This window comes from Bosea sp. PAMC 26642, assembly GCF_001562255.1.
In the GTDB taxonomy this organism is placed as follows: domain Bacteria; phylum Pseudomonadota; class Alphaproteobacteria; order Rhizobiales; family Beijerinckiaceae; genus Allobosea.
In genome coordinates, this window is sequence record NZ_CP014301.1 from 2,234,155 (window position 1) to 2,260,434 (window position 26,280).

27 protein-coding genes are annotated in these 26,280 nt (G+C 66.3%); 7 read left to right on the forward strand and 20 right to left on the reverse strand.

Annotated features, from left to right (window positions below):
- Positions 1-41: 41 nt before the first annotated feature.
- Positions 42-1,202, forward strand: a complete 1,161-nt coding sequence (locus tag AXW83_RS10570) for an alpha-hydroxy acid oxidase (protein ID WP_066620303.1) — start codon at positions 42-44, stop codon at positions 1,200-1,202.
- Between the two features lie 3 nt (positions 1,203-1,205).
- Here AXW83_RS10570 and AXW83_RS10575 read toward each other — a convergent pair whose 3' ends face one another.
- The 4 genes from AXW83_RS10575 to AXW83_RS10590 form a co-directional block, all read right to left on the reverse strand.
- A complete protein-coding gene (locus tag AXW83_RS10575) occupies positions 1,206-1,583 on the reverse strand; it encodes a type II toxin-antitoxin system VapC family toxin (protein ID WP_066613133.1) in 378 nt (125 codons plus the stop codon).
- On the reverse strand, positions 1,580-1,900 hold the full coding sequence (locus AXW83_RS10580; RefSeq protein WP_066613136.1) for a type II toxin-antitoxin system Phd/YefM family antitoxin: 321 nt from the start codon (positions 1,898-1,900) through the stop codon (positions 1,580-1,582). Before AXW83_RS10580 ends, AXW83_RS10575 begins: the two co-directional genes overlap by 4 nt.
- A gap of 68 nt (positions 1,901-1,968) precedes the next feature.
- Positions 1,969-3,621 carry an energy-dependent translational throttle protein EttA gene (gene ettA / locus AXW83_RS10585; RefSeq protein ID WP_066613138.1) on the reverse strand — a complete coding sequence of 551 codons (1,653 nt, stop codon included), beginning with the start codon at positions 3,619-3,621 and terminating at the stop codon, positions 1,969-1,971.
- A gap of 133 nt (positions 3,622-3,754) precedes the next feature.
- Positions 3,755-4,645 carry a LysR family transcriptional regulator gene (locus tag AXW83_RS10590; RefSeq protein ID WP_066613140.1) on the reverse strand — a complete coding sequence of 297 codons (891 nt, stop codon included), beginning with the start codon at positions 4,643-4,645 and terminating at the stop codon, positions 3,755-3,757.
- A gap of 125 nt (positions 4,646-4,770) precedes the next feature.
- Between AXW83_RS10590 and AXW83_RS10595 the strand changes: the two genes are divergently transcribed.
- Positions 4,771-5,184: a cupin domain-containing protein gene (locus AXW83_RS10595; RefSeq protein WP_082767060.1), complete on the forward strand. Its 414-nt coding sequence runs from the start codon at positions 4,771-4,773 to the stop codon at positions 5,182-5,184.
- A gap of 160 nt (positions 5,185-5,344) precedes the next feature.
- Positions 5,345-6,151 carry an MBL fold metallo-hydrolase gene (locus AXW83_RS10600; protein ID WP_168166086.1) on the forward strand — a complete coding sequence of 269 codons (807 nt, stop codon included), beginning with the start codon at positions 5,345-5,347 and terminating at the stop codon, positions 6,149-6,151.
- A gap of 15 nt (positions 6,152-6,166) precedes the next feature.
- On the opposite strand, the gene AXW83_RS10605 is transcribed toward AXW83_RS10600, so the two are convergent.
- The gene (locus AXW83_RS10605) at positions 6,167-7,177 is read right to left on the reverse strand and encodes an aldo/keto reductase (RefSeq protein WP_066613152.1); all 1,011 of its coding nucleotides are present in this window, start codon (positions 7,175-7,177) and stop codon (positions 6,167-6,169) included.
- A gap of 184 nt (positions 7,178-7,361) precedes the next feature.
- Here AXW83_RS10605 and fliK point away from each other — a divergent pair, with 184 nt between their 5' ends.
- The 4 genes from fliK to mog all read left to right on the forward strand — a co-directional run bounded on the left by fliK (position 7,362) and on the right by mog (position 11,103).
- Positions 7,362-8,864 (forward strand): flagellar hook-length control protein FliK, encoded by a 1,503-nt coding sequence (gene fliK / locus AXW83_RS10610; protein WP_066613154.1) that lies wholly within the window; start codon positions 7,362-7,364, stop codon positions 8,862-8,864.
- Positions 8,861-9,169, forward strand: coding sequence for an EscU/YscU/HrcU family type III secretion system export apparatus switch protein (locus AXW83_RS10615; RefSeq protein ID WP_066613155.1), 309 nt, complete (start codon positions 8,861-8,863; stop codon positions 9,167-9,169). The genes fliK and AXW83_RS10615 overlap by 4 nt, the downstream gene beginning before the upstream one ends.
- The gene (locus AXW83_RS10620) at positions 9,166-10,296 is read left to right on the forward strand and encodes a GNAT family N-acetyltransferase (RefSeq protein ID WP_066613157.1); all 1,131 of its coding nucleotides are present in this window, start codon (positions 9,166-9,168) and stop codon (positions 10,294-10,296) included. The genes AXW83_RS10615 and AXW83_RS10620 overlap by 4 nt, the downstream gene beginning before the upstream one ends.
- A gap of 261 nt (positions 10,297-10,557) precedes the next feature.
- On the forward strand, positions 10,558-11,103 hold the full coding sequence (gene mog, locus AXW83_RS10625) for a molybdopterin adenylyltransferase (RefSeq protein ID WP_066613159.1): 546 nt from the start codon (positions 10,558-10,560) through the stop codon (positions 11,101-11,103).
- A 14-nt stretch (positions 11,104-11,117) separates the two neighbouring features.
- Here mog and AXW83_RS10630 read toward each other — a convergent pair whose 3' ends face one another.
- The 15 genes from AXW83_RS10630 to AXW83_RS10700 all read right to left on the reverse strand — a co-directional run bounded on the left by AXW83_RS10630 (position 11,118) and on the right by AXW83_RS10700 (position 26,132).
- Entirely contained in the window at positions 11,118-11,756 is a 639-nt protein-coding gene (locus tag AXW83_RS10630) for a flavin reductase family protein (protein ID WP_066620306.1), read from the reverse strand.
- 8 nt (positions 11,757-11,764) lie between these two features.
- On the reverse strand, positions 11,765-12,694 hold the full coding sequence (locus AXW83_RS10635; RefSeq protein ID WP_066613165.1) for an N-carbamoyl-D-amino-acid hydrolase: 930 nt from the start codon (positions 12,692-12,694) through the stop codon (positions 11,765-11,767).
- A gap of 276 nt (positions 12,695-12,970) precedes the next feature.
- Positions 12,971-13,354 carry a response regulator gene (locus AXW83_RS10640; protein WP_056711844.1) on the reverse strand — a complete coding sequence of 128 codons (384 nt, stop codon included), beginning with the start codon at positions 13,352-13,354 and terminating at the stop codon, positions 12,971-12,973.
- 10 nt (positions 13,355-13,364) lie between these two features.
- Positions 13,365-14,453, reverse strand: coding sequence for a chemotaxis-specific protein-glutamate methyltransferase CheB (gene cheB, locus AXW83_RS10645; RefSeq protein WP_066613168.1), 1,089 nt, complete (start codon positions 14,451-14,453; stop codon positions 13,365-13,367).
- The gene (locus tag AXW83_RS10650) at positions 14,453-15,046 is read right to left on the reverse strand and encodes a hypothetical protein (protein WP_066613170.1); all 594 of its coding nucleotides are present in this window, start codon (positions 15,044-15,046) and stop codon (positions 14,453-14,455) included. Before AXW83_RS10650 ends, cheB begins: the two co-directional genes overlap by 1 nt.
- Positions 15,043-15,891 carry a CheR family methyltransferase gene (locus AXW83_RS10655; RefSeq protein ID WP_066613174.1) on the reverse strand — a complete coding sequence of 283 codons (849 nt, stop codon included), beginning with the start codon at positions 15,889-15,891 and terminating at the stop codon, positions 15,043-15,045. Before AXW83_RS10655 ends, AXW83_RS10650 begins: the two co-directional genes overlap by 4 nt.
- Positions 15,892-15,914: 23 nt before the next feature.
- Positions 15,915-17,846: a methyl-accepting chemotaxis protein gene (locus AXW83_RS10660; protein ID WP_168166087.1), complete on the reverse strand. Its 1,932-nt coding sequence runs from the start codon at positions 17,844-17,846 to the stop codon at positions 15,915-15,917.
- A 127-nt stretch (positions 17,847-17,973) separates the two neighbouring features.
- Positions 17,974-18,480 carry a chemotaxis protein CheW gene (locus AXW83_RS10665; RefSeq protein ID WP_066613180.1) on the reverse strand — a complete coding sequence of 169 codons (507 nt, stop codon included), beginning with the start codon at positions 18,478-18,480 and terminating at the stop codon, positions 17,974-17,976.
- A 2-nt stretch (positions 18,481-18,482) separates the two neighbouring features.
- Positions 18,483-20,840, reverse strand: a complete 2,358-nt coding sequence (locus AXW83_RS10670) for a chemotaxis protein CheA (protein WP_066613183.1) — start codon at positions 20,838-20,840, stop codon at positions 18,483-18,485.
- Between the two features lie 10 nt (positions 20,841-20,850).
- Positions 20,851-21,210 carry a response regulator gene (locus AXW83_RS10675; RefSeq protein ID WP_066620309.1) on the reverse strand — a complete coding sequence of 120 codons (360 nt, stop codon included), beginning with the start codon at positions 21,208-21,210 and terminating at the stop codon, positions 20,851-20,853.
- 5 nt (positions 21,211-21,215) lie between these two features.
- Entirely contained in the window at positions 21,216-21,611 is a 396-nt protein-coding gene (locus tag AXW83_RS10680; RefSeq protein ID WP_082767062.1) for an STAS domain-containing protein, read from the reverse strand.
- Between the two features lie 88 nt (positions 21,612-21,699).
- Positions 21,700-22,134: a response regulator gene (locus AXW83_RS10685; RefSeq protein WP_066613187.1), complete on the reverse strand. Its 435-nt coding sequence runs from the start codon at positions 22,132-22,134 to the stop codon at positions 21,700-21,702.
- Between the two features lie 157 nt (positions 22,135-22,291).
- Positions 22,292-23,746 carry a methyl-accepting chemotaxis protein gene (locus AXW83_RS10690; RefSeq protein ID WP_066613190.1) on the reverse strand — a complete coding sequence of 485 codons (1,455 nt, stop codon included), beginning with the start codon at positions 23,744-23,746 and terminating at the stop codon, positions 22,292-22,294.
- A 95-nt stretch (positions 23,747-23,841) separates the two neighbouring features.
- Positions 23,842-24,747: a DMT family transporter gene (locus AXW83_RS10695; RefSeq protein ID WP_066613193.1), complete on the reverse strand. Its 906-nt coding sequence runs from the start codon at positions 24,745-24,747 to the stop codon at positions 23,842-23,844.
- Positions 24,748-24,842: 95 nt separating this feature from the next.
- Positions 24,843-26,132, reverse strand: coding sequence for an ArgE/DapE family deacylase (locus AXW83_RS10700; RefSeq protein ID WP_066613194.1), 1,290 nt, complete (start codon positions 26,130-26,132; stop codon positions 24,843-24,845).
- Positions 26,133-26,280 lie beyond the last annotated feature (148 nt).

Here is a 26,280-nt window from a genome sequence, read left to right on the forward strand (position 1 = left end):
TGGTTCCTCCGCTCCGAAGCCAAAGCGTGGAGGCGACGACCATGGCCCAGCCCTTGACCATCGAAGACCTGCGCCTGCTGGCCAAGCGTCGCGTGCCGCGCATGTTCTACGACTACGCCGATTCCGGCGCCTGGACCGAGAGCACCTATCGCGCCAACGAGACCGATTTCGCAGCCATCAAGCTGCGCCAGCGCGTCGCCGTCGACATGACCGATCGCACGCTCGAATCGACCATGATCGGCGAAAAAGTGGCGATGCCGGTCGCGATCGCGCCCACCGGGATGACCGGGATGCAGCACGCAGATGGCGAGATTCTCGCCGCCAGGGCAGCAGCCAAGGCGGGCGTACCCTTCACGCTCTCAACCATGAGCATCTGCTCGCTCGAAGATATCGCCAACCACGTCGGCAATCCCTTCTGGTTCCAGCTCTATGTGATGAAGGACCGGGACTTCAGCGCCCGCCTGATCGAGCGGGCGAAGCGCGCCGGCGTCACCGCCCTCGTGCTGACGCTCGACCTCCAGATCCTCGGCCAGCGCCACAAGGACATCCGCAACGGCCTGTCCGCCCCGCCCAAGCCGACGCTGGCCAACCTGATCAATCTCGCCACCAAGCCGCGCTGGTGCCTGAAGATGCTCGACACGCCGCGGCGCAGCTTCGGCAACATCGTCGGACATGTCAGCGGCGTCGCCGACATGTCCTCGCTCTCCTCCTGGACCGCAGACCAGTTCGACCCCAAGCTCGACTGGGACGACATCAAGCGCATCAAGGAGCAATGGGGCGGCAAGTTGATTCTGAAAGGCATCCTCGACCCCGAGGATGCCGAGATGGCGGTCCAAAGCGGCGCCGATGCCCTGATCGTTTCCAACCATGGCGGCCGCCAGCTCGACGGCGCACTTTCTTCCATCGCCGCCCTGCCGGCGATCGTCGAGCAGGTCGGGAACCGCATGGAAATCCTGTTCGACGGCGGCATCCGTTCCGGCCAGGACGTGATCAAGGCGCTGGCGCTCGGCGCCCACGGCACCTTCATCGGCCGCGCGTTTCTCTACGGGCTGGGCGCGATGGGCGAGGAAGGCGTCACCCGCTGCCTCGACATCATCAGGAAGGAGCTCGACATCACCATGGCGCTGTGCGGGCTGCGCGATGTACGCGATGTCGATGGACGTATTCTTGTAGACGGCAATCGGCAGCGGCGGGTGCGGTGATGGTCAAATCCGGATGAGCGCGACGCTATAATCTGCGAGGATAGCATCGCCCGTCACCAGAACGAGATCGCGCCGTATGGCTTGCGCGACGATCATTCGGTCGAACGGATCGCGGTGGATCGGCGGAAGGCCGCCTGCCGCGACTGCGTCTTCCTGCGTGATCTGCAGGCATGCGATCCCAAGCCCCGTAACGCGGACCCAGGCATCGGCGGGGAGCGCAAGCTTGCCGGCGTTGCGCTTGATCTCAAGCTCCCAGATCGTTGCAGCACTGATGGCGACGCTGTCGGCCTTGGCCATCGCATCATGAAGCCGTTGGCTGATAAAACCCGGATACAAGCCCGTCCACCACAGCATCACATGGCTGTCGAGGAGAAGCCTCATTCAGTCGGGTTCCCCCAATTTCCTCGAGCACCTTCGAAGCTATCGCTACCTTCGAACAGATCAGCCATCTCGTCATCCGGCTTCCACCAGTCGGGGTCGATTTCGGTGATCAGGCCCGCAAGCGCGCCCGGCGTCCGCCAAGCTTGGCCGGCTTCCCCGTCACCTGTCTCCGACGCGGACGAGTGTGGCGGCAGGAGCCGAGCAATCTCGACGCCATCCTTCAGCAACACGATTTCTTCGCCCTGGCGTACCTGCTCGATCAGCCGGGCTAGGCCGCTTTGCGCTTCCTCGATCGTGACTCGGGTTTGAATGGTCATGGCAGCGCTCCGAACATCTGCGATGGAGCATCGACCGTACCACATCACGCCAAACGCCGCCAAACCCCTCAGCGCGAGAACTTCTTGTACTGAATCCGCTTCGGGATCGTCGAATCGATCCCCAGCCGCCGCTTCTTGTCTTCCTCATACTCCGCGAAATTGCCCTCGAACCACTCGACATGGCTCTCGCCCTCGAAGGCGAGGATGTGGGTCGCGATCCGGTCCAGGAACCAGCGATCATGGCTGATGATCACGGCGCAGCCGGCGTAGTCCTCCAGCGCCTCCTCCAGCGCCCGCAGCGTGTCGACGTCGAGGTCGTTTGTCGGCTCGTCGAGGAGGAGGACGTTGGAGCCCGCCTTCAGCATCTTGGCGAGGTGGACGCGGTTGCGCTCGCCGCCCGAGAGCGAGCCGACCTTCTTTTGCTGGTCGCCGCCCTTGAAGTTGAAGGTCGAGCAATAGGCGCGTGAATTGATCTCGCGCTTGCCGAGATAGAGGATGTCGTTGCCGCCCGAGATCTCCTCCCAGACGTTCTTCTTGTCGTCGAGCGAGTCGCGGCTCTGGTCGACATAGCCCAGCGTGACGCTCTCGCCGATCTTGATCGTGCCGGAATCGGGCTTGTCCTGCCCGGTGATCATCCGGAACAGCGTGGTCTTGCCGGCGCCGTTGGGGCCGATCACGCCGACGATGCCGCCCGGCGGCAGCTTGAACGACAGCCCGTCGATCAGCAGCTTGTCCTGAAAACCCTTCGACAGGTCCTCGAAATCGACGACGTTGTTGCCGAGCCGCTCGGCGATCGGGATGATGATCTGCGCGCCGTCGGGCCCCTTGTTGTTGGCCTTCTGGACGAGCTCGTCATAGCGCTGGATGCGCGCCTTGCTCTTGGCCTGGCGCGCCTTGGGCGAGGCCAGCACCCATTCCTGCTCGCGCTCCAGCGTCTTCTGCCGGGCGACGTCCTCGCGGCCTTCCTGGGCAAGACGCTTCTGCTTCTGCACCGACCAGGCCGAGTAGTTGCCCTCATAGGGGATGCCCTGGCCGCGATCGAGCTCCAGGATCCAGCTCGTGACGTTGTCCAGAAAGTAGCGATCATGGGTGACGATCAGGATCGCGCCCGGATACGAGCGCAGATGCCCTTCGAGCCATGCGGTGGTCTCGGCGTCCAAATGGTTGGTCGGCTCGTCGAGCAGCAAAAGCTCCGGCTGCTCCAGCAGGAGCTTGCAGAGCGCGACGCGGCGGCGCTCGCCGCCCGAGAGCTTGGAGACCTCCCAGTCGTCGGGCGGGCAGCGCAGCGCATCCATCGCCTGATCGACCTTGGAGTCGAGATCCCACAGGCCCTTGGCCTCGATCTCGTCCTGCAGCTTGGTCATCTCGTCGGCGGTCTCGTCGGAGTAGTTCATCGCCAGCTCGTTGTAGCGATCCATGATCGCCTTCTGCGGGGCGACGCCAAGCATGACGTTGTCGCGGACGTTCAGCTCCTCATTGAGCTTGGGCTCCTGCGGCAGGTAGCCGACGCGCGCGCCCTCGGCGACCCAGGCCTCGCCGGTCCATTCCTTGTCGAAGCCGGCCATGATCTTGAGCAGCGTGGATTTACCCGCGCCGTTGACGCCGAGCACGCCGATCTTGGCATCGGGATAGAAGGACAGGTGGATGTCCTTGAGGATTTGCTTGCCGCCCGGATAGGTCTTCGACAGGCCGCGCATATGGTAGATGAACTGACGGGACATGGGCGTGCGGGCTCCGCTGACGGACAAGCGTTCGGGCGTGTCGGGAATGATGGCGCGTATGTAGCGAGGCGGCGCGGAAGCCGCAACCGGGGCCGTATGAAGCTTGTCAGACGGCTTCGACGAACGACGTCTGCTATCCGGTAAAAATGCCCTTCAGAACGGCCCGTTGCTCCAGGATGAAATCGAAGAACGCCGCAACGCGAGGCGTCCGCCGCACATCGGGATGCGCCAGGATCCGCCAGCTGCGCGTCAGCTCCGGGATCGGGCCGAGCACGCGCACCAGACCGTCCTCGGCGTCGCCGAGCGCGGTCGGCAAGGGTCCGATGCCGACGCCGGATTTTACTGCAGAGACCAGTCCGAGGACGCTGTTGTTACGCACCGCGAAACGTGCCGCCGGCGCGACCTCCTTGAGCCATGTCAGCATCCGATGATCCGCCAGCGTGGCCTCGAAACCGACGAGTGGGTGCAAGGCCAGCTCCTGTACGCTCGCCGGCCGGCCGTGTCGCGCGATGTAGTCGGGGCTGGCATAGATCGCCCAAAGCGAGTCCGCGATTTTGCGCCCGACGAGTTCGTCGTCGGTATCGCCGGAGCGAAAAGCCACGTCCGCGTCGCCCTTGGCGAGGTCGAGATAGCGGTCGCTGGTGACGAATTCGACGCGCAGCCTGGTGTACCGCGCATGGAACGTGTCGAGCAGCTTCGACCGGACGATACGAAGTACGATCGGCTCGGGACAGGTCACCCTGATCACGCCCTCGAGCTCGCGCGCCGTGTCGTCGAGATGATGCTCGAGTTCGGCGACGGCGCGCGCCACGCCTTGCGCGAGCGGAAGCAGGTTCTGCCCGTCCTCGGTCAGCCGATAACCGGCGGTATGCCTGACGACCAGCTTGCGGCCGATGCGCCGTTCCAGTTCGGACAGGCGTCTCTGCACCGTCGATTGGCTGAGACCGAGCGCCCGCCCCGCTGCGATCATGCTCTGGTGCTCCGCGACCGCAAGGAAGGGCTTCAGGTCGTTCCAGTCGAACATTGCCGATGACCTTGCAGTCCTGAGGCCCCACGACGCAAAGCTGAGGCTGCCACACTCCGCGGCACAGGCCTACCCTTCCGGCTGCATCGACATGCTGTCGACGCCTGTCACGGGAGGAAGGCGCCATGCGCAAATCATTCTGTTCAACCGCAATGCTGGGTGTCGGCTTGCTCGCAGGTGCAGCCGCGCAGGCACAGGAAGCCGGCCTCGCCAAGCCCAATCTCGTCCTGCGGCAACTCGTCGAGGCCATGCCGCGGGAGTCCGGGCAGGAAGTACGGGTGCTGACCGCGACCTTCCAGCCCGGCGACAAGACGGTCCACCATACCCATCGTTTCCCCGTGACGGTCTATGTGCTGGAAGGCGCCTTTACGCTGGAGCTCAAGGGCAAGCCGCCGGTCGTCGTGAAAGCCGGCGAAGCCTATGTCGAGCCGCCGCTCGTCGAGATGACCGGCTACAACCGCAGCACTACGGAGCTGACCAAGGTCGTGATCTTCTATGTCAGCAGCCGGGACACCCCGTTCCTCGACCCGCTGCACTGACGCGACATTCAAATCGACGGTGAGCGGGAGATTGGCTCCCACATCGCGCCGCGCGAGCTTGCCTTGCGCTTCACAAACGCGCCAGCCTCGCATCTGCACGCTTTCCCCGGCCCGGCAATTGCCTAAGCTTGATCTGCTGGGACGAATGCGGGAGTGTCGGATGAGGCTGCCCAAGATCCTTGTGAAGCTGGCTCTTCTGGCTGGAGCCATCCTCCCGCCCGTTCTGCCCGCCCGCGCCCAGTCCGACGAACCCGGCTGCCGCCCTGAAATGGCCTCGCTGCGCCTGCCCATCCAGCGCGCTGCGCTCGCCAAGGACGAGGTCAGGCTGACCTTTGTGGGCCATGCCAGCTTCGTGATCGAGACGCCCGCCGGCATCAAGGCCGTGACCGACTACAACGACTATGTCCGGCCGCGCGAAACGCCCGACATCGCCACCATGAACAAGGCACATTCGACGCATAATTCCCGCAGTCCAGACCCTGCGATCAAGCACGTCCTGCCGGGCTGGGATCCGACAGGCGCCGGCGCGGCAAAGCATGATCTGACGCTGGGCGACATGCGCGTGCGCAACGTCCCGACCAATATCCGCTCCTATTCCAGCGCGACCGATTTCGACGGCAATTCGATGTTCGTCTTCGAGATCGGCGATCTCTGCATCGCCCATCTCGGCCATCTGCATCATCCTCTCGAGCCCGGCCATCTGCGCGCGCTCGGCCGCGTCGATGTCGTGCTGTTCCCCGTCGACGGCAGCTACACGCTGGATCAGGAGGGCATGCTGGAGGTGCTGAAGACGCTGCAGGCCAAGGTCATGATACCCATGCACTTCTTCGGCGGCTCCAGTCTCGCGCGCTTCCTGAGCCGCACGGAAGGCCTTTGGCCGACGGAACGCAAGGGCGAGCCGACGATCACGCTGGCCAAGGCCGCCCTCCCCGCCCAGCCGACGATCATCGTTCTGCCTGGGAACTGAGAGCGATCAGTCGCCTCACCCCACCAGCGCCCGCCGCCCCTCCAGCGGATAGGCCGGGTCGCTGTAGCCCGGCGTCGAGGGGTGCCCGGCCGGAACCAGCGAATCCACGATCGCCTCGTCCTCGGCGGTGAAGTCTACATCCAGCGCCGAGAGATAGGCCTGCCACTGCTCCAGGGTGCGCGGCCCGGCGATCGCCGCCGTCAGCAAGGCGTTGTTCAGGACCCAGCGCACGGCGAACTGGATCGGCGTCAAGCCGCGTTGTTCCGCATGGACCTTGATCGTCTGCGCGATCACGAGGCTCTCCTCGCGCCATTCCGTCTGCATGATGCGCTTGTCGCCGCGTGCCGCGCGCGTGCCCTGCTGCGGCGCCTGTCCGGGCTCGTATTTTCCTGTCAGCACGCCCCGCGCCAGAGGCGAATAGGAGGCGACGCCGAGCCCGTAGAAACCGCAGGCCGGCAGATGCTCGACCTCCGGCATACGGTTCATCGCGTTGTAATAGGGCTGGCTGACGACCGGGCGGTCGATGCCGAGCTCGTCGCAGAGCCGGCAGATTTCGGCGACCCGCCAGGAGCGATAGTTCGAGACGCCGAAATGCCGGATCTTGCCCTGCGCGACGAGATCGCCGATCGCCCGCACGGTCTCGCCCAGCGGTGTCGTGTGGTCCTCCTTGTGGAGGTAATAGATGTCGATGAAGTCGGTGCCGAGCCGGCGCAGACTGTCCTCGCAAGCCTGCATCAGCCATTTGCGCGAGAGTCCGACCTGATTGGGTCCGGAACCCATCGCATTGGCGACCTTGGTCGCTAGCACCCATGAATGCCGCTTTTCCGCAATCGCGCGCCCGGTGACCTCCTCCGAACGCCCCTCATTGTAGACGTCGGCCGTGTCGATGAAATTGATGCCGGCGGCATGGGCATGGTCGATGATCTCGCGCGACTGCACTTCGTCCGTCGCGCCGCCGAACATCATCGTGCCCAGGCACAACGGCGAAACCTTGAGGCCCGACCGGCCGAGTTGGCGATAATCCATCGAAACTGCTCCTTGCGTGTGCGGTCAGCCTGCCCGAGGCGCTGCCGCTGCGCCAGCACCGGCAACGCAGCCGCGCCCTGCGGCCCGCGCCCGAAGCAGCTGGTTCACGCAAAAATCCGGGCCGGCAAGGAAATGCTTAACCTTCTATGTCACGGTTTTGTATTGCAGACCCCGGTCGACTTCGATGAACATCGCAACCCTGGTTCAGAGCCAGACATTGGCCACCTTACTGCAGGCGCTGGCGCCTGCGACGGGGCTCGTCGCCGGCAAGACGATCGCGGCACAACTGGTCTCGATCGACGGCGACGGCACGGCGACCGCATTGGTCGAGGGCATCCCGGTTTCGCTGAAACTCGCCGGTCCTGAAGCGAGGCAGGCCGCACTCCAGCCCGGGGCTACCCTGACGCTCAGGCTCGATCCGCCGGAGACGCCGGGCGCTGCTCTGCGCGCCACCCTGATCGAGACCCGCCCGCCCCCCGATCCGTCCCTGTCGGCGATGCCCAGGGCGCCCGCCCTCGCCCCGCCGGTCGCGCCGGCAGCCGCCGCCGCCGCGCTTCCAGCCGACACGGTCATCGTCTCCCCCGCGACCTCCGCATTGGCGGCAGGCACGGGCCCAGCCACCGGCCTCGCACAGCAGCGTCCCGAGGTTGCGCCGCAGCTACAGCCCCGGCAGGCCGCCATCGCGTCGCCCGATATCGCGCAGCCGGGTGTCGTCGCGTCGCCGCGCGCTTTGGCCGGCCCGCTGATCGGCTCGGCACTCGCCCATCAGGATAGCCTCGCCCCGCTCTTCGCCAATATGCGCGGCCTCGCCTCCGGCTCGGTCGCCTTGACGTTGCCGCGACCGCTGCTGGCGCTGATAGGCCAGGTTCTGGCTCAGGCGATCCCGGTCGAGCGCAAGCCCCTGACCGCACAGGTGCTGCGCGAAGCCGTGGCCAAATCCGGCCTTTTCCACGAAGCGGTCGAGGCCGGCGTCCAGCGGCCCACGCCCCAGGGCGATCTCAAGGCCGGGCTGCTCGCCTTGCGCGACGTGCTGGAGCCGCTGATCGGCGCGCACGCCCGCCCGGATGCGGCGCAGGCCGCGGACGAAGTACCGCTTCCCGCTAACCCCGAGGCCACCCATCTCCGCCCCGCGCCGCCGCGCCGCGACGGTACGCTCACGCCCCAGCCGATCGTGGAGCCGAGCCTTTCCGCAGGCGACCGCCCGCTGGTCATCGCCCAGACTCTGCTCGACCAGACCGAGGCGGCGATCGACCGGCTGACCCTTGGACAATACGCCTCGCTGCCGCCCGACGGGACACGGGCCGACGCCCAGCAGGGCCAGCGCTGGCTTACCGAATTGCCCCTCGCCTTCCAGGCCGGCACCGCGATCCTGCCGCTGCAGATCGAGCGCGAGCCGCCGCGCCGCGATGCGCCTGCCGGCGAGCCGCCGCTCTGGCGCCTGCGTTTCGCGCTCGATGTCGAGCCGCTCGGGCCGCTTCAGGGCATCGTGACCTTGCAGGGTCGCAGCGTCGGCGTGACGCTCTGGGCCGAACGCGAGGGCACCAGCCAACAGTTGCGCGCCGCCACGCCGGGGCTCGAAACGGCCCTCGTCGATGCCCAGTTCGAGCCCGGCACGTTCGACATCCACACCGGCCATCCGCGCGTGATGCAGCCCACCGCCGGCCAATTCCTGGACCGGCTGTCATGACCACGCCAACACCGCGCCAGATCGCCGTCGCGCTCGAATATGACGGCCAGGGCGCACCGCGCGTCACCGCCAAGGGCCGTGGTGAACTCGCCCAGCGCATCGTCGACACCGGCCGCGAGCATGGCGTCGCGATCGAGGAAAACGCCGTGCTGGCGCAGGCTCTCTCCGCCGTCGAGCTGGACGACCAGATTCCGGAAGAACTCTACCGCGCCGTGGCACAGGTCATTGCCTTCGTGCTCTCGCTGCGCGGCGAGATGCGCGACGCGACGGCGAGGCACGGCAATCAGGGCGGCAAAGCGCTTTGACCACATCGATCGTCGTTCGACGCATCAGCCCGGCGGACTATGCCGGATTCAGCGCGGCCTTCGCCGAACTGGCAAGGCGCGCGCCCGAACCCAACCCGCATATGGCGCCCGCCGCCGTCGAAGCCGCCGGGCTGTTCGTCGATGACGGCGCGATCGTTATCCTCGCCGCCTGGCTGAGCGAGGCGCTGGGGTCGGAGCGGCTCGCCGGTATCTGGGTGCTGCGCCGCCAGCGCGACTGGCGCAGCGGCTTTGCCGCCGTGCTCTCGGCCCCGCTTCTGCCGCTCTATGAGGTCTCGTCGGGCCCGGTGCTCGACCGCGACCATGCCGAGGATGTCGCCTGCGCGCTCCTGCGGCACGTCAAGGCCTCGCGCGACCTCCCCAAGATCCTCGCCCTGCCGCTGTTGCCGCTGGAGGGACCGGTCTACGAGGCGCTCGCGGAAGCCTGCCGCATCGTGGCGGGCAAACTCTCGACCTACGAGACCTGGTCCCGCCCGATGATGCTGCCGCAGCCGGGCGACGATGCCGAGCGCTATATCCGGCGCTCGCTCGGCCCGGGCTACAAGAAGCGCATGCAGCAGTTCCGCGCCATCGGTCGCGACGGCGAGGTGACCGTCCGGCGGCTGCGCACCGAGAAGGCGCGCGAGGCCTTCGAGACCTTCCTGACGCTGGAGGCGGCCGGCTGGAAGGGTAAAGCCGGCACCGCGATTGCCTGCCTGCCGGCGGATGCGGCCTATTTCCGCAAGCTCGTCGCGCTCTTCGCCGCGCAGGACGCGCTTCAGGTCGACACGCTGCTGCTCGGCGGCCAGGCGATCGCGATGGGCGTGCTGATCGAAAGCGCCGGCAGCCGTCACTTCCTCAAGATCGCCTATGACGAGACGCAAAGCCGCCATTCGCCCGGCCGCGCCCTGACGATCGCCATGATCCGCGCCGATTTCGCCGGCCGACCGCCCGTTCATTTCGACAGCGGCGCCGGCGACGGCGTCGATCCTTCGACCTATGTCTGGGGCGAGCGCCGAACGATGGCAAACGCCGTCATCGGGCTCGGACGGCGGCGCGAATGCCTGCCGCAAATCGCCGCCCACGCCCGCAAGGCGCTCCGCCGGCTGCGCACCCGCCTCAAGCGCTGAGCGTCTGCGAACGACGCTGGCAGGCACCGCCGTCATTCCGGGGCGGCCCACAGGGCCGAGCCCGGAACCCATAACCACAGCTCGCCTCGATAAAAGTGCCCAGCGTCGTCAATTTATCCGACATCGGCAATGCATATGGGTTCCGGGCTCTTCGCTGCGCGAAGCCCCGGAACGACGTCGGTGTTCATTCGTATTTTCAGTGGCGCCGGCCCGGCCGATCGGCCACATCTGGCACGCATCGGCAGGGCAGGATCGGACGGCATGAGCGCGCAGATCAGGATCGGCATCGTCACGGTTTCGGACCGCGCCTCGGCCGGCATCTATGCCGACGAGGGCGGCCCGGCGATCGAGGCCTATTTCGTCAAGGTGCTGACGACGCCCTGGACGCCCGTCGCCCGAATCATCCCCGACGACCGCAAGGGCATTGCTGAAACGCTGATCGCGCTCGCCGACGACGAGGGCTGCTGCCTGATCGTCACCACCGGCGGCACGGGTCCTGCCCCGCGCGACGTCACGCCCGAAGCGACGGTGGATGTAATCGAGAAGCCGATGCCGGGCTTCGGCGAACTGATGCGCCAGGTCAGCCTCGCAAAGGTGCCGACCGCGATCCTCTCGCGCCAGACCGCCGGCATCCGCGGCCGATCCCTGATCGTGAACCTGCCCGGCCGCCCGCGTGCCATCACTGAGTGCCTCGACGCCGTGATGCCGGCGATCCCCTACTGCATCGACCTGATCGAGGGGCCCTTTCTGGAGACCGACCCGGCCGTTATCGTGGCGTTCAGGCCGGGGCAGAAGCCGAAGGGGTGAACCTGCCCGAGGCGTCACCCTTGCTTCGCAACCCACTCCGCATACGTCCCGCGCCGCAGGTCGAAACGGTCGTTCTGGCGTGAATAGCCGTCGCCGAACATGCGGCCGACCGGCTTGTAGTCGGTCATGCTGACCCTGAGCGTCGCCGGATCGACCAGCCCGGCGCGGGCATGGATGCGGACGACCTCGCCGATCAGCAATTCGCGCGTGGGGCTGAAGCTCATCGCGGTATGCTTGCGGCATTCCAGCGCGAAGGGCGCCTCCGCGATGCGTGGCACCGAAACGCTTATGCCCGGCAACAGCGAGAGCCCCGCCGCATCGATCTCGCTGACCTCCGGCGGAAAATCGATGGCGCAGATGTTCATTGCCTCGGCCAGCGCCTCGTCGACCAGATTGACGACGAACTCGCCCGCAGCCGCGATGTTGCGGCTGGTGTCCTTGGGATGGTTGCCCGGCTTGTGCTGCAGGCCGAGCACGACCAACGCCGGCGCTTCCGAGAACACGTTGAAGAAGCTGAAGGGCGCGGCATTGACCACGCCCTGCGGCGAGACGCAGGTGACGAGCGCGATCGGGCGCGGCGTCACGCTGGCGCAGAGCAGCTTGTAGCGCTCGCGCGGGTCGAGATCGGCAGAAGCGGCGGTGAAGTCGGTCATGGCGGCGCTCATTCCGGCTCGACGACCCCGACCTGGCCGGTGATCGGGCCATAATGCTCGATCCGGCGATGCCGCGCGAAGTCGAAGATCGTCTCCTTGCCGAAGCGGGTATCGTCGAGATCGCAGGGTACGACGATGATGCCGTCCGCCTCGCCCTCCAGCTCCGCGACGATCTCGCCGTCTGGATTGACGATCAGCGTGCCCCCCATCAGGTGGTTGCCGTCCTCGTCGCCGGCCTTCGCCACGGCGACGACCCAGCACGAGTTCTGGTAGGCGCCGGCCTGCACCGACAGCCGGTGGTGGAACAGCCGCTGCGCAATGCCCTCGCCGCCCTTTTGCGAGTTCACCGACGGCGTGTTGAAGCCGAGCACGATCATCTCGACGCCCTGCAGCCCCATGACCCGATAGGTCTCGGGCCAGCGCCGGTCGTTGCAGATGCACATGCCGAGCAGCCCGCCCATCGTCCGCCAGACCGGGAAGCCGAGATCGCCAGGCTCGAAATAACGCTTTTCGAGATGCTGGTGCGAGCGCGTCTCGTCCAGCTCGACATGGCCCGGCAGATGGATCTTGCGGTACTTGCCGACGATCGCGCCGGCCCTGTCGATGATGATCGAGCTGTTGAAATGCCGGCCCTCCGGCGTCAGCTCGGCATAGCCGAAGCTCATCCCCATGCCGTACTCCCGCGCCCTGTCGAACAGCGGCTGCACCTCCGGGCTGGGCATCGCCGCCTCGAACCACGGATCGGCCTGCGCGCGGTCCTCGTGATACCAGCGCGGGAAGAAGGTCGTCAGCGCCAGTTCCGGATAGACGATCAGGTCGGCGCCACGCGCCTTGGCCTGCTCCATAAGTGCGAGCATTCGGGCGACAACCTGCTCCCGCGTCTCGGCTTTCTGGATCGGCCCGAGCTGGGCGGCGGCGACGGTCAGGATGCGCGACATGGAACCTCGAGGGGCGGACGATTGCAGACACGGCCAGTGTCGGGCCAAGCCGCCACGGCGCGAGCAGCCTTAGCGAAAACGGTGCCAGCCGCCTATTCAGGCGTCATGCGACCGGCGCCCGGCCCACCTGCAATTCTGACTATGCGTGCACGGCACTGGCAGATGCCGTCGTCCATGACCCGAACCGGAAACGGAAGCGCCCCACGGCCGATGGCAGTGGGGCGCAAGGATTTCCGCAGGCAGAATACAGCTACGGCGCTCAGGTCGCGCCGGACATCAGCAGGCGAGAACCTTCTTCACCCGGACTTCGAGGTCGCGCAGCTCATAGGGCTTCACGACGTAATGGTCGGCGCCGTTCGTCGTCGCCTCGTCCATCTTGTCCACCGAACGCTCGGAGGTCGCCATGATGATCTTGATCTGGTTCAGCTCGGGAACCGAGCGGATCGCGCGCAGCAGGTCGATGCCGCTCATGCCGTCCATGTTCCAGTCGAGCAGCAGCAGATCGTAGCGCTTGCTCTGCATCTTCATCAGGGCTTCGCGCGCGTTCTCGGCCTCGTCGATGTCCTGGAACTCGATCTGCTTCAGGAAGTATGTCGCGAGCCCGCGCATACTCTTCTGGTCATCGACCACAAGGATCCTGTATTCGCTTCTCGCTTTCATCACGCTCTCCTCAAGCGGTGCGCAGATGGGGGCGTTCGCCGATCAGATTGCCGACGGCGGCGCCGATCTGGTCGAGCGCGACAACCCGGTCGGCGGCTCCGATCTCGAACGCCGCTTTCGGCATCCCGTTTACCACGCAGGTTTCCCCACTTTGGATTAACGTCTCGGCCCCTGCCTTTCGCATGGCTAACAAACCGTCAGCGCCATCGCGACCCATTCCCGTCAGCAGCACGCCGATCGCATGGGCGCCGAAGCTGCGGGCGACCGAATGGAACATCACATCGACCGATGGAGAGTGACCGCTGACGAGCGGCCCCTCTTTCAAAACGCAGACCAGTTCGCCGCGGCGCTCCTCGATTTCGAGATGCCGTGGCCCGCCCGGAGCCACCACAGCCGTGCCCGGCTTCAGCCGGTCACCATCGGCGGCCTCCTTGCAGTCGAGGCCCGTGGCGCTGGCAAGTCGGGCCGCAAACTTCGCCGTATAGCCCGGCGGCATGTGCTGGACCACGACGATCGGGATACGCAGATAGGCGAGGTCGCGCATCACCACCTGCACGGCCGGAACGCCGCCGGTCGAAGCGCCGATCGCGATCAGCGAAGGGCGGCCCGCCGCGCGCGACGGCTCGCGGGCCATCACTGGACGCACTGGGGCAGTCTCGCGCCTGGCCGCGAACATGCGACGGCTGGCCGAGGCCCGCGACAGCGCCGAGACCAGATGCTTCATGAAGCTGTCGAGCGTGTGCGTGGTGCCGTCGGGCTTCTCGATGAAGTCGATCGCGCCCAGTTCCAGTGCCTGGATCGTATTGTCGGCGCCGGGGCCTCCGAAGGCGGAGACGATCAGCACCGGCAACGGATCCTGCTTCAGCACCCGGGCCAGGAGCTTGAGACCATGGCGGCCCGGCAGTTCGAGGTCGAGCGTGACCACATCGGGCCGTAGCTCCTGGATCGCATCCCAGCCTTCCTCGGCACTGCCGGCGACGCCAATGACCTTGAAGCCCGGCGCGGAATTGATGATCTGCGTCATCAGTTTCTGCATCAGCACGGAATCGTCGACGACCAGGACTTTGACCGGGCTGGCGGAGGCGGTTTGCGTGCTCATCACCAGACCTCGACTTCGCCGGCGACGGGCTGGGTCTTGAGACGATTGAGATACGCGACTTCCTGCTCGTGACCGCTGTCGCGCGAGGTCGACTGGACGTGCTGGACCCAGGCGCGGCCGGTCGAGGGCTGGTAGTGGATGCGCCGCGAGCGCGTGCCGCCGACATCCTGGGAGACGACGGGAATCCCTTCGACCTTGAGGAATTCGGTGACGAAGGCGATGTTGCCGTCGCCGATCGCCAGCATCGTCGCGCCAGACAGGACGCGCGCACCCCCGAAGACCTTGGCCTCGAGCCCGCTGCGCTTGGCACCGCGCTTGAGCAGGCCGTTGATCAGGACTTCCATCGCGGTGTCGCCATAGCGTTCGCCGGCGCTGGTGTCGGAGCCGCCATTGTTCTTCGGCAGCAGGAAATGGTTGAGGCCGCCGACCCCGGCGACCGGATCACGCATACACACCGAGATGCAGGAGCCAAGCACGGTGGCGACGATCTCGTCCTTGGCGGCAGTGATCTCGTGTTCGCCCGGCGCGACGGTGATGATCGTCGCTTCGAAGCGCGGGTCGAAATAGCGGCGAGAGGACCGGGCGACGCTCATGGGAGTCTCTCGTAGATGGTCCGGCCGATCAACCGGAGTTGCGGATGCGGCTGCGGGAGCGATTCCGAATGGCCGAGATAGAGGAATCCGCCCGGCGCCAGCAGGGTCACGAACCGGTCCAGGATCGACGCCTTGGTCTGCGTATCGAAATAGATGAAGACGTTGCGGCAGAAAACGACGTCGAACGGCCCACCCATCGGCCATTTCTCGATCAGGTTCAGCCGCTTGAAGGCGATCAGCCGGCGCAGGTCGTCGCTGATGCGAACCTCGCTTCGGCCGGCCGGTCCGTCGAATTTGAGCAGCGGCTTCAAATCCGGCGGCAACCGCTCGAACAGCTCCGCCGGATAGAGGCCGGCCTCCGCGCGATCCAAGATATCGGTGTCGATATCGGTCGCCAGGATGCGGAAATCGACGTCGCTGCGCGATCCGATGACGTCGCGCGAGGTCGCGGCGATGCTGTAGGGCTCCTCGCCCGACGAGCAGGCCGATGACCAGATCCGGATGCGCCCGCGACGTCCGCTGCGCTCGCTGATCAGCCTCGGCAGCACGTCCTTGCGCAGATGGTCGAAATGATGCCGCTCGCGGAAGAACGCCGTGTGGTTGGTGGTGACGGCGTTGATCAGTTCGGGGATCTCGTCAACCGCACCGGGCGTCTTCAGATAGGCGCAGTACTCGGCGACCGAACCGAGACCGAGCGCCTTGACGCGACGCGCCAAACGCCCGCGCGTCATCGCTTCCTTGTGTTCACGGATGACGATGCCGGCCTGCTCGTAAACGAGCTTGGCGATGAACCCCATATCGTCGCGCGTCAACGTCGCGTCGGCGAGGGCCTGGGGGGCGGGCATGGCACTGGATCTCGACATTAATATTAGAACTCCGCCCAATTATCTGCGCGCCCGCCGGCGATGGCGCGCCGGCGCGGCTCCTGCCGCGACGCAGCCACAACCGGCTCCGGCCGGCGCGTTTCGGTCCGGCGGGACGCCGGGCGGGCCTGTTCGGCCAACTCGGCGGCGGCGAAGCGCTGCACGCGTGCCAGTTCGCCGACGCCGCGGCCGGCCCCGAACGCCGAGGCCGTCTCGGTCCGGAAGAAGGCGACCAGCGTTTCCAGCGTTGCAATCTCGTCCATCAGCGCGCTGGCCGACGTCGCGCTTTGCTCGGCGAGCGCCGAATTCTGCTGCGTCGTCTCATCCATATGCGCGACCGTGCGGCTCATTTCCTCGATGCCATGCGCCTGCTCGGCGGCGGCCGACGAAATCTCGACCACGGTGGCCGAGACTTTCCCGGCCGCCGCGACGATGCGATCTAGCGCCTCGCCGGTGCTGCGCACGAAGCGGACGCCTTCGCCCACCTGTTCGTTGGAGCTGGCGATCAGCCCCTTGATGTCCTTGGCGGCCTGGCTCGAACGCTGCGCCAGCGCGCGCACCTCGGAGGCGACCACGGCAAAGCCCTTGCCGGCATCGCCCGCCCGAGCCGCTTCCACGGCCGCATTCAGCGCCAGCAGATTGGTCTGGAAGGCGATCTCGTCGATGACGCCGACGATCTCGGAAATCCGCGACGAGGACGTCTCGATCCGCTCGATCGCACCGACCGTCTGCGCAACCACGGCCTTGCCGTCACTGGCGACGTCCGCCGCCTCGCCGGCAAGCGCCGTCGCCTCGCGCGAACGGGCCGCGCTCTGCTTGACGGAGGCCGCAAGTTCTTCGGTCGTGGCTGCGGTTTCCTCGAGATTGACCGCCGTCTGTTCGGTGCGGCTGGCCAGATCGCCGGCGCCTGCGTTGATCTCGGTCGCGGCGCGCGAAACGTTGCCGGCCGTGGACTGGATGGTCGCGACGGTCTCGCCCAGATGCGCCAGCGTGCCGTTGAGGCTCTGCTTGAGCTGCGCGAAGCGGCCGCGATAATCGCCGCTCATGCGCTGCGTCAGGTCGCCCTCGGCGAGCCCGCCCAGAACGTCCGCGAATTCGCCGACGGCATCTTCGACCAGCGCGTTGATGCTGTTGATGCCCTCGGCGATACGCGCCAGCGCCTCGGGCTTGCCTGCGGTCGTGACGCGGCGCGAAAAATCGCCCTCGACGGCCGCGGCGACGATCTCGGCGACCTCTGCACCGGCGGCGAGTTCATCGGTGAGTTCGAGCCATTCGACAGCGGTGCCGAGCCGGCGGCCGTCCGCATGAAGCACCGGCGTCAGGGACAGCGAAACGGTGCGCCTGGCGAGCGGAAACCGGATCGCGTTCTGGCCCGCCAGCCTGGCGCAAGGCTCCTGCTGCACTCTCTCCATGACCTTTCCAAGCATGTCCTTGGCCGAGCAACCCGGAAAGGTGATACGAAAATCGTCCTGCGCCTCGGTGAAGAACTTCAGCAAGGCACTGTTGACGTAGACCACCCGGCCCCGCTCATCGCAGACCATGACATTGGTGCGGCAACCATCGAGCGCCGTGCGGATGCGCATGGCCTCGACGCCGGACTCGTGCACGGTCTTGAGCGCGCGCGCCAGTTCGCCGATCTCGTCGCCGCGCGACAGGCCGGGGATTGCAGCGTCCTCGCCATCGGCGATACGCCCGACGACATCGCGCATGTCGGAAATCGGCTTGTGGATGCTGCGCCCGGCGAACCAGCCGATCAGCACGATCGGCGTCAGCGCCGCCGCGCTCGTCGCAAGCATCTGCGGCAGCGCCGCCGCGAACAATCCTTCAACCTCGGCCCTGGAAAGGACCTGGGTCAATGCGTCGAACCGTCCCCGGGCGACATGATAGACGCAGGCGCCGACCGTGCCGCCTGCCGCCAGAGCGGCTCCCGCGAACATGAGCGGCAGCCTGACCGACAATCGGGAAAGGGAACCGAGGAAGCTGCCCATATTTCTTGTATTTCTTTCGATACGTAAGGCTCTTCCTGATGCAAAAACTCAACCCTTGCCTGCAGGTGACGAGAACTCAGTTGGGGCGGGCGGTCCTGGCCGGGCTCTCGACTCCGCCATCGCGGATCACCGCGGCGAGATCGAGCAGCGCCACGATATCGGTGTCGAGCAGCACGAGACCCTCGATCAGCCCATGCTCGTCGCGCTCCAGATCGGGCGCGGGCCGTACGGCGCTGACCGGCACGTCGACGATGTCCGAGACCGAGTCGACCAGCAGGCCGGCGACCTTGTCCTCGATATCGACGACGACGATGACATGGGTCGCCGTTGCGTCGGTCAGGCCGAGCCCGATCGAGGTGCGCAGGTCGTAGACCGCGAGAATGACGCCGCGCAGGTTCAGCACGCCCCGGACATGCGGAGCCGCGTGCGGCAGCGGCGTCGTCGCCTGCCAGCCCTTGATCTCACGGACCATGCCGACATCGATGCCGAAGGTGCGGTCGCCGACCTTGAAGGTCACGATCCGGCGCACCGCCGATTCCGGCTGCGCCGACGAGAAATGCTTTTCGCCGAGTTGAAGGGTCATGATCAGCCAGCCATTTTCAGTACGGGAGCGGGGGAACGTTCGCTGCTTGCGGCCAGCCGAAGCATCGAGTCGACGTCGAGGATCAGGGCGACGAGACCGTCACCGAGAATGGTCGCGGCGGAGGCACCGTTGACCGTGCCGTAATTGCCTTCGAGGCTCTTCACCACGACCTGCTGCTGGCCGACGATTTCGTCGACCGCGATGCCGACATTGTCGCCACGCTCGGTCTCGGCGATGATGATGATGTTTTCGTTGGGAGTGCCGGTCGAACCCATCACCGCGCCCAGCCGATGCAGCGGGGTCACCTCGCCGCGCCAGCGCAAGACCTCCTGGCCGAAGGTCAGGTGTTCGATCGGCGTCGAGGCCAGATGCTGCGTCTCGATCACGCTGGCGATCGGGATGACGTAGCGGTCGTCGCCGCAGCGGATGACCATGCCTTCGAGCACGGCCAGCGTCAGCGGCAGGGCGAGCGTGAACTTGCAACCGCGGCCCGGCTCTGAGTCGACGCTGATGCGTCCGCCGAGCGATTCCACGTTGCGGCGCACCACGTCCATGCCGACGCCGCGGCCCGACACGTCGCTGATCACCTCCGCAGTCGAGAGACCCGCGGCGAAGATCAGCTGGTCGATCTCCTCGGGAGCGAGCTTCTCGTCGGCTCCGACGAGACCGCGGGATTTCGCCTTGGCGAGCAGTTTCTCGCGCCCGATCCCGCGCCCGTCATCGGTGACGGAGATGACGATGCGGCCGGCACGATGTTCGGCGACCAGCTTGATCACGCCCTCGGGCGGCTTGCCGGCGGCGAGGCGGTCTTCCGGCGTCTCCAGCCCGTGATCCATCGAATTGCGGATCATGTGGGTCAGCGGATCGGCGAGTTCCTCGATGATCGTCTTGTCGACCTCGGTGTTCTCGCCTTCGAGCACGAGGCGCACTTCCTTGCCGAGCGTCTGGGCGAGCTCCCTAACCAGGCGCGGCATCCGCTGGAACACGGCTTTCACCGGCTGCGCGCGCACCGCCATGACATGGTCCTGCAGTTCGCGCGTCTGGCGCGACAATGTGAGGATGCCTTCGGCTGTCTTGGCGTAGATGTCGTAGGGCAGCGAGCGCACGCATTCGACCAGCATGGACTGCGTGATCACGATCTCGCCGACGAGATTCATCAGCTTGTCGATACGCTCGAGATCGACGCGTACGCTGACGGCCTGGCGCTGGCGCGCCGCCACCGCATCATTGGCCGGAGGACGCGGCGCCTGACGCGCGATGGCCGGCGACGGAGCCGCGGGCGCGGCAGGTGCGATATCGGGTTCGCCAGCGGCGGCAGGAGCCGGACCAAGCCTGGCCAGGATGGCCGACAGATCGGCCGCGACGTCCTGCGAAACTTCGGAAACATCGGCCGACGGCGCGGGCTCGGCCTCGAACACCGTAGAGGCGTCGTCCTTGGCAGCCGAGGCCAGCAACTCGACCTCGAATTCCTCGCTCGACAGCGTGAAGTCGAATTTGCCGTAGACTTCCTCGACCGACATCTGCGTGCGCAGCAGGACGGTGAATCGCATCCAGCAATCGGTGACGTCGATCGTCTCCAGCGGCGGCACATGCGACAGGTCGCAGGTGATCGAGACGATGTCCTCCGCCGGCAGGATGGCGAAGACGGCGCGCGGCTCGATGACGCGGCGGAACAGATCGCTATCGGGCCGGATGCTCAGGCGGATGTCGTTGCCGGGCTTGAGCGGCGGCGTGCTGACGGCCGGCGTGTCGTCCCAGCCGTCGTCGGCGGCGACTGGTGCGCCGCCGGCCTTGGCTTCGACCATGGCGAGCAGGTTGCCGAGAGCCGCGAGGCCCGGAGGCGCGTCGTCTGCGGAAGCCGGCGCGGGCTTGGGGGCGGCTTTCTTCGCGGCGGGCTTGGCCGCTTCGGGCTGGACAGCACCGGCTTTGGCCGGGGCAGGTTTGACGGCTTCCGGCGCCGCGATCGCGGGCTTGGGGGCATCGGCTTGGCCGACCCGCTCGAGCGCTTCCAGCAGATCGGGGCGTGGCCGGGCCGGTTCGTCGTTGCGCGCGGCGGAAACGAGGTCGGCGACCGCGTCCGAGCAGCGCAGGAACAGGCTGAACGGCGCGTCCGCGATGGCGACGCGGCCCGAACGTAGATGGTCGAGCGATGCCTCGAAGACATGCGCGAAGGCCACGAGCTCGGTGCAGCCGAAGGCGCCCGCACCACCCTTGATCGAGTGGATGGCACGAAAGGCGGCGTTGACGTCCTCGGAGTCCGTCGAGCCCTCGTCGAGGGCCTGGAGCTTGAGTTCGAGCGCGCCGAGAAGCTCCTCGCACTCCTGGAAGAAGGTCTGCTTCAGTTCCGCCAACGGATCCATGGATGCAGCCTCAGTTCTGATAGCGCGCGACGAGGCCGAGCAGGGTCTGGGGTTCGAATGGTTTCACCATCCAGGCACTGGCCCCCGCCCTCCGGCCTTCCGCCTTGATCTCGGCGCCGTTCTCGGTGGTGAGCACGATGATCGGCGTGTTCTGTCCCGCCGGCCGGGCACGGCAGGCACGGGTGAACTGGATCCCGTCCATCAGGGGCATGTTGAGGTCGGTGATCACCAGGTCGGGCTTGAACTCGTCGAAGGTGGTCAGGCCCTCTTCTCCGTTCTCGGCGGCGGCCACCTCGTGCCCGGCGCTGCGCAGTGTCAGGCAAAGCAGGCTGAGCAGGGTCTTGGTGTCGTCGATAGCCAGGATTTTCATCCAGATCACTCCAGAACGAGGGCGCTTTGAGCGGGATCGAAGCCGATCGCCTGCAGGGATTTGCGGCATTCCTCGGAAGCCGCTTTGAGACTGACCGAAAGCCCGCGCGCCTTGGCGCTCGTGGCGGCCGCATGGAGCAACTGGATCCAGAGGCTGGGCAGTGCACCCGCCGCTGCGCACTCGACGGCAATGCTCTCCTTCTGCTCCAGAGCCACCAGCAACTGGTTGCGGAACGCTGCGGCCTCTGAACGGCCGAGGAAGGGGGGAAGCGAGACGGTGATGACCACGATATCTGAACCTATGATTTGGCTCAGAGAGCATCGCGGCAAACTGGTAAAAATTTCACTAATCGAACGGGATCGCCGCAACGTTTCAGGCTTTTTGGCGGCGCGCTTGGTCAAGACGACCTTAAGGGCGGGTCAGTCTCGTCAGATGGCAGTTCTGCTCGCGACTGCGTCGCGGCCTGCGCTGCAGACCCCGTCGGGGGTATCAGAACATGTTGTTGCTGATGGCACGTGGAACCAGAGAAATGCTGCCGCCCTGCTCCTTGTATTTGCGCGGGATGTTGATGATCCCCGACAGATGCAGCCACAGATTGTTCGGCGAGATCGGCTTGGTGATGATCTCATGCGCGCCTAACTTGGCCGCGTGGACGACCGAGCGGCGGTCCGCCCGTTCCATCATCACAAGCACCGGTGCCTTGGCGAAAGGCGATGTCTTGAACGAGCGCATCGAGGCCAGGCACTTCATGCTGCCGGCATCGGGCAGGTCCCAGTCGAGGATCACGATATTGGGCTGCTTCTGGATGAACATCGTCGCGGCCGAGGCTAGGTCCGAGGCCTCGAAGATGCGGTGCAGCTGTGCCTGATAGAGCATCGTCCGGATAATGCGCCGGTAGTGCGGGCTGGCATCGATCAGCAGCACCGACAAATTCGGGAATGACGGCGCAATATGCATGATGCGGACCGACCCTTACGCGACGCAACAGCGCAGAACCTGCGCAAAACTCACGACGACAACTGCCGCCCAAAGCACCCGTTCTGGCGAACACTTCGTAGGACGAGGGCTGTCAATCCCGGCCTCAGGCACTGAGGCCGAAACGGAACCCGCCCCAGTGCCGGCCCTTGACCATGATCGGTGCCGACAGATCCTCCATCACCAGAAACTGCCCGCCCCCCATGTCGCGGCGATAGGTCTGCAGCAGGAACGGCTTCTTGTTTCGCGCTGCCGCCAGCCCCGTGCGATCGTCGAAGATGCGCCGGTTGCGGCAATTGGCATTGTTCCAGACCGGATCATGCCCCTGAGCCTGCGAATATTTCAGATTATGCGTCGGCAGGAAGCCGTTGCGATCGACGGCCGCGCAGAACACGACGCGCCGGTTCGAGGCGAGCAGCTTTTCCTGGATCGCCGGCAGGATGCGGTCCGTCAGGGCGACGAAACGGGTCATGTACTGGACTGGGTCGCTGCCCGCGATCGGCCGGTAAGCCTCGTCGAACAGATCGGCGTTCGTCAGTTCGCCGCGTGCCAGCGCATCCTCGAACAGGGCCGCGATCGTGCTCGCAGTCTCCATCGCCGTCGCGATCATCTCTGATTGGGCGGTGCGAACGCCGGAGGCCGCGATCGAGCCCAGGATCGCTTCGCTGATCGAGACCAGGGATTCCGCTCGGCGCGAAGCGCGTTCGAGGTTTTCGCTCGACATGTCGACGCCCAGGACGAGCGCCTTGAGATCGTCGCCGACCTTGGCGAAGGCGACCGCATTGTCCCGCGTCGGCCCGGAAATGGCGTCGATATCCCCGATCAGCCCGACCACGGACCGGCTGAAACTGTCGAGTTCGCCTATATGCTGCGAGATACCTTGGCTTTCCTCGCTGGCACGACGTGCAGCGGCGGCATTGTCGCCGCTGCTGCGCGCCAGATTGTCGACAGCGTCGACCAGCGCCTCCAGCTGCTTCGCGCTGACCGCGGTGGCCTCGCGTGTCTGTTCGGCGAGATGCTTGACCGCGGCCGCGATCACCGCGAAGCCGCGCCCGGCCGCGCCGCTGCGCGCCGCCTCGACGCCGGCATTGATCGACAGGAGCTGGATCTCGCGGGTGATCGACTGGATGACGTCGCTGGCCGCCCTGACCTTCTGGGCCGTGCCCACGGCCTCGGTCAACGCATTCGAAATCGACTGCGCGCCTTGAGACAAGGCCTCGATGTCCGACTGTGCCGCACTGAGGCCAAGCTTCACCGCCCCGGTGACGCGCTCCAGCCCGCTCCTGACCACGGAGGCCGTCCTCTGCGCATCCTCGGCCGAATGCTGGATCGCCTGGTTGGCGCGCGAGACCTGCTCGACCGACGTGACGACGCTGTGCAGCCCGTCGGTCTGGCCTTCGAGCTGGCGCGTCACATCGCCGATGCTACCGGAGATATCGGTGATTTCCACGCCGAGCTTGCCGAAGCGCTCCGCGATCTCGCGCACGGCCTTGGCGGCGGCGGTATCGACAGGCGCATCCTCATTAGCCGGTGCCGGCAGTCTCAGAGCCTGCGCTTGCATGGCGTTGGGGCTTCCTCGGTTCTGGTTTTCTGCCCTGATCCTACGAAAACGCGGTAAAGCTGCGGTTAACAGGGGCTGCCGGCCCGGCGATTGCGTTAAATCGCAGCGGCTTTTACCGGGCGAGAGCGGACCGGAAGCATGATCGAACCGGCGGCCGCGATCACCAGCGCGAGCCCGAGCCAGTCGCTCCATTGCGGCCGCTCGCCGAGCAGCACGACCGAGCCGAGCACGCCGACGGCCGGCACCATCAGCGTGCCGAGACTGGCAATCCCTGCGGGCAGCCTCGCGATCACGCTGAACCAGAGGAAATAGGCCAGCGCCTGCGCACCGAGGATATGAAAGCCTAGCGCCGCCAGCGTGCGCGGTTGCAGCGGCTTGGGGACGGGCACGCCCTCGAACACCAGCATACCGACCCCGGCGACGCAGCCGCCGATCAGCAACTGCCAGGCGGCGACGGTGACGGCCGGGGCCGAGACCGGCCAGCGCTTGCTGACGATCGTGCCCAGCGCCCAGCTCACGCTGGCGACGAGAGCAAGCCACAGCCCGAGGGAAAGGTTGCCGGCTGCGATCAGCGGCGCACCCAGCGCGGTGAGCCCGGCCGCCCCCAGTCCGATCCCGATCAGCCTGCGCCGGTCCAGCGGTTCGCCGAGCCAGAGCCGGGCCAGCAGCGTCGACCAGATCGGCATGGTGAAGGTCAGGATCGCGGCGCGCGAGGTCGGCGCCGCCAGCTGCGCGAAGGCCAACAGCACGTTGAAGGCTGCGATCGAGAGAAAGCCGGCAAGCAACAGCCGGGGCCATTGCGCCCACGGCACCCCAAGCGGCTGCCGGCTCAGCAGCGCAACTGCGATAAGGACCAGGCCGGCGAAGGTCATGCCGCCGGCGCGCAGCGTCCAGGGTGCGATCTCGCCCAGCGAAATCCGGACGGCCGGCCAGTTGAAGCCCCAGAGCAGGCCGAGAAGCGGGATGAGGAGAAGCGAGCGATTGGACGTCTGGAACATCATGCGATCATGCCCGCCGCCGGTCCCATCCCGTCATGCCGAATCGGGCGGGTAGCGATGCGGGAAGCGACGGTTCGGCGTGAGGCGCCGTTGGACCCTCACGCCGAAATGCTCTCGACCCCGCACCATTCCGCCACGAACAGCGCCATCGCTCCTGTGATCTTCTTCAGTGAGGCGAGGCTGCAGCGTTCGTCGAAGGCGTGGATGTTCTCCGATTTCGGCCCGTAGCACAGAGCGGGAATCTTGTCGTAGAGCGCATAGACGCGGGTATCGATATAGCCCGCCGTCATGAAGCTCTGGAGCGGCGCACCGACCGCCGCCTGATGCGCGCGCCCGAGCACGGCCTCCGCCTCGCTGCCGGGCTCCAGCACATAGCCCTCCGCATAGAAGCCGTTGAAGGTGATCTGTGGCGGGTTGTTGGCGAGGAACATGTCTTGCCTGGCAAAGCCGCGCACGCAATCCTCGATACGCCGCGACAGCGTCTCGGCGCTCGTGCCCGGATACATGCTGATCCGGCAGTCGATCCGGCACCAGCACGGCACCGACGAGGCCCAGTCGCCGCCCTCGATCTTGCCGATGTTCAGGTTGATCGGATGCGCCAGTGCGTCGAAATGCTCGCGCCCGGCCTTCTCGGCGTTGAGCTCCGCCTCCAGCTGCCGCAAGGCGGCGATGACGCGATACGCGCCGTCGATCGCATTGGCGCCGCCCCCCATCTCGCGCACATGCATCGGCACGCCGCGCACCTCGACCTGGAACCAGAGCACGCCGACATTGGCGCGCACCAGCATCTCCTCCTCGGGCTCCGGAATCAGCACGGCATCGGCCCTGTAGCCGCGCAGATGCGTCATCAGAGCGCCGTTGCCGGTCGATTCCTCCTCGACCACGGATTGCAGGTAGAGCGTCGCCGCCGGTTGCAACCCGATGCGCCTCAACGCGTCGAGGCAGGCGAAATTCGCGCCCTGGCCGCACTTCATGTCGGCCCCGCCCCGGCCATAGAGCCAGTCACCCTCGATCACCGGATCGAAGGGCCGATGCGTCCACAGGCTTTCTGGTCCGGTCGGCACGACATCGACATGCGCCTGCAGGATCAGCGAGCGGCCGGTCTCCTCGCGTGGATGGTGGATGCCGACGACGATCGGCGCCTCCGAATGCGCCTCGGAAAACGGCGCCCCGCCCGGATGCGCTGCAATCGCGGCCCGGTCCATCGGGAAGCGGTCCATGGTGAAACCGCGCAGCTTCAGTTCCCGGAAGATGAAATCCTGACAGGCATGTTCCTCTCCGCGCAGCGAGGGAAAGCGGATCAGCTCCTGCGTAAAGGCGATCTGCTCGGCAAAGCCGGCCTCGACGGAAGCGAGAATCTTGTCGCGCAGGGCGGGATCGAGAGGCATGGGTCGGGCTCCGAGCAAGAGGGTTATCTTAAAGCGTCGCCAAACCCACGCCGTCATCCCGGACAAGCGGCGTCAGCCGCGCCGATCCGGGATCCATCATAGGGCACGACGGTGCTCTACGATGGATCCCGGATCTCCGCTTCGCTAC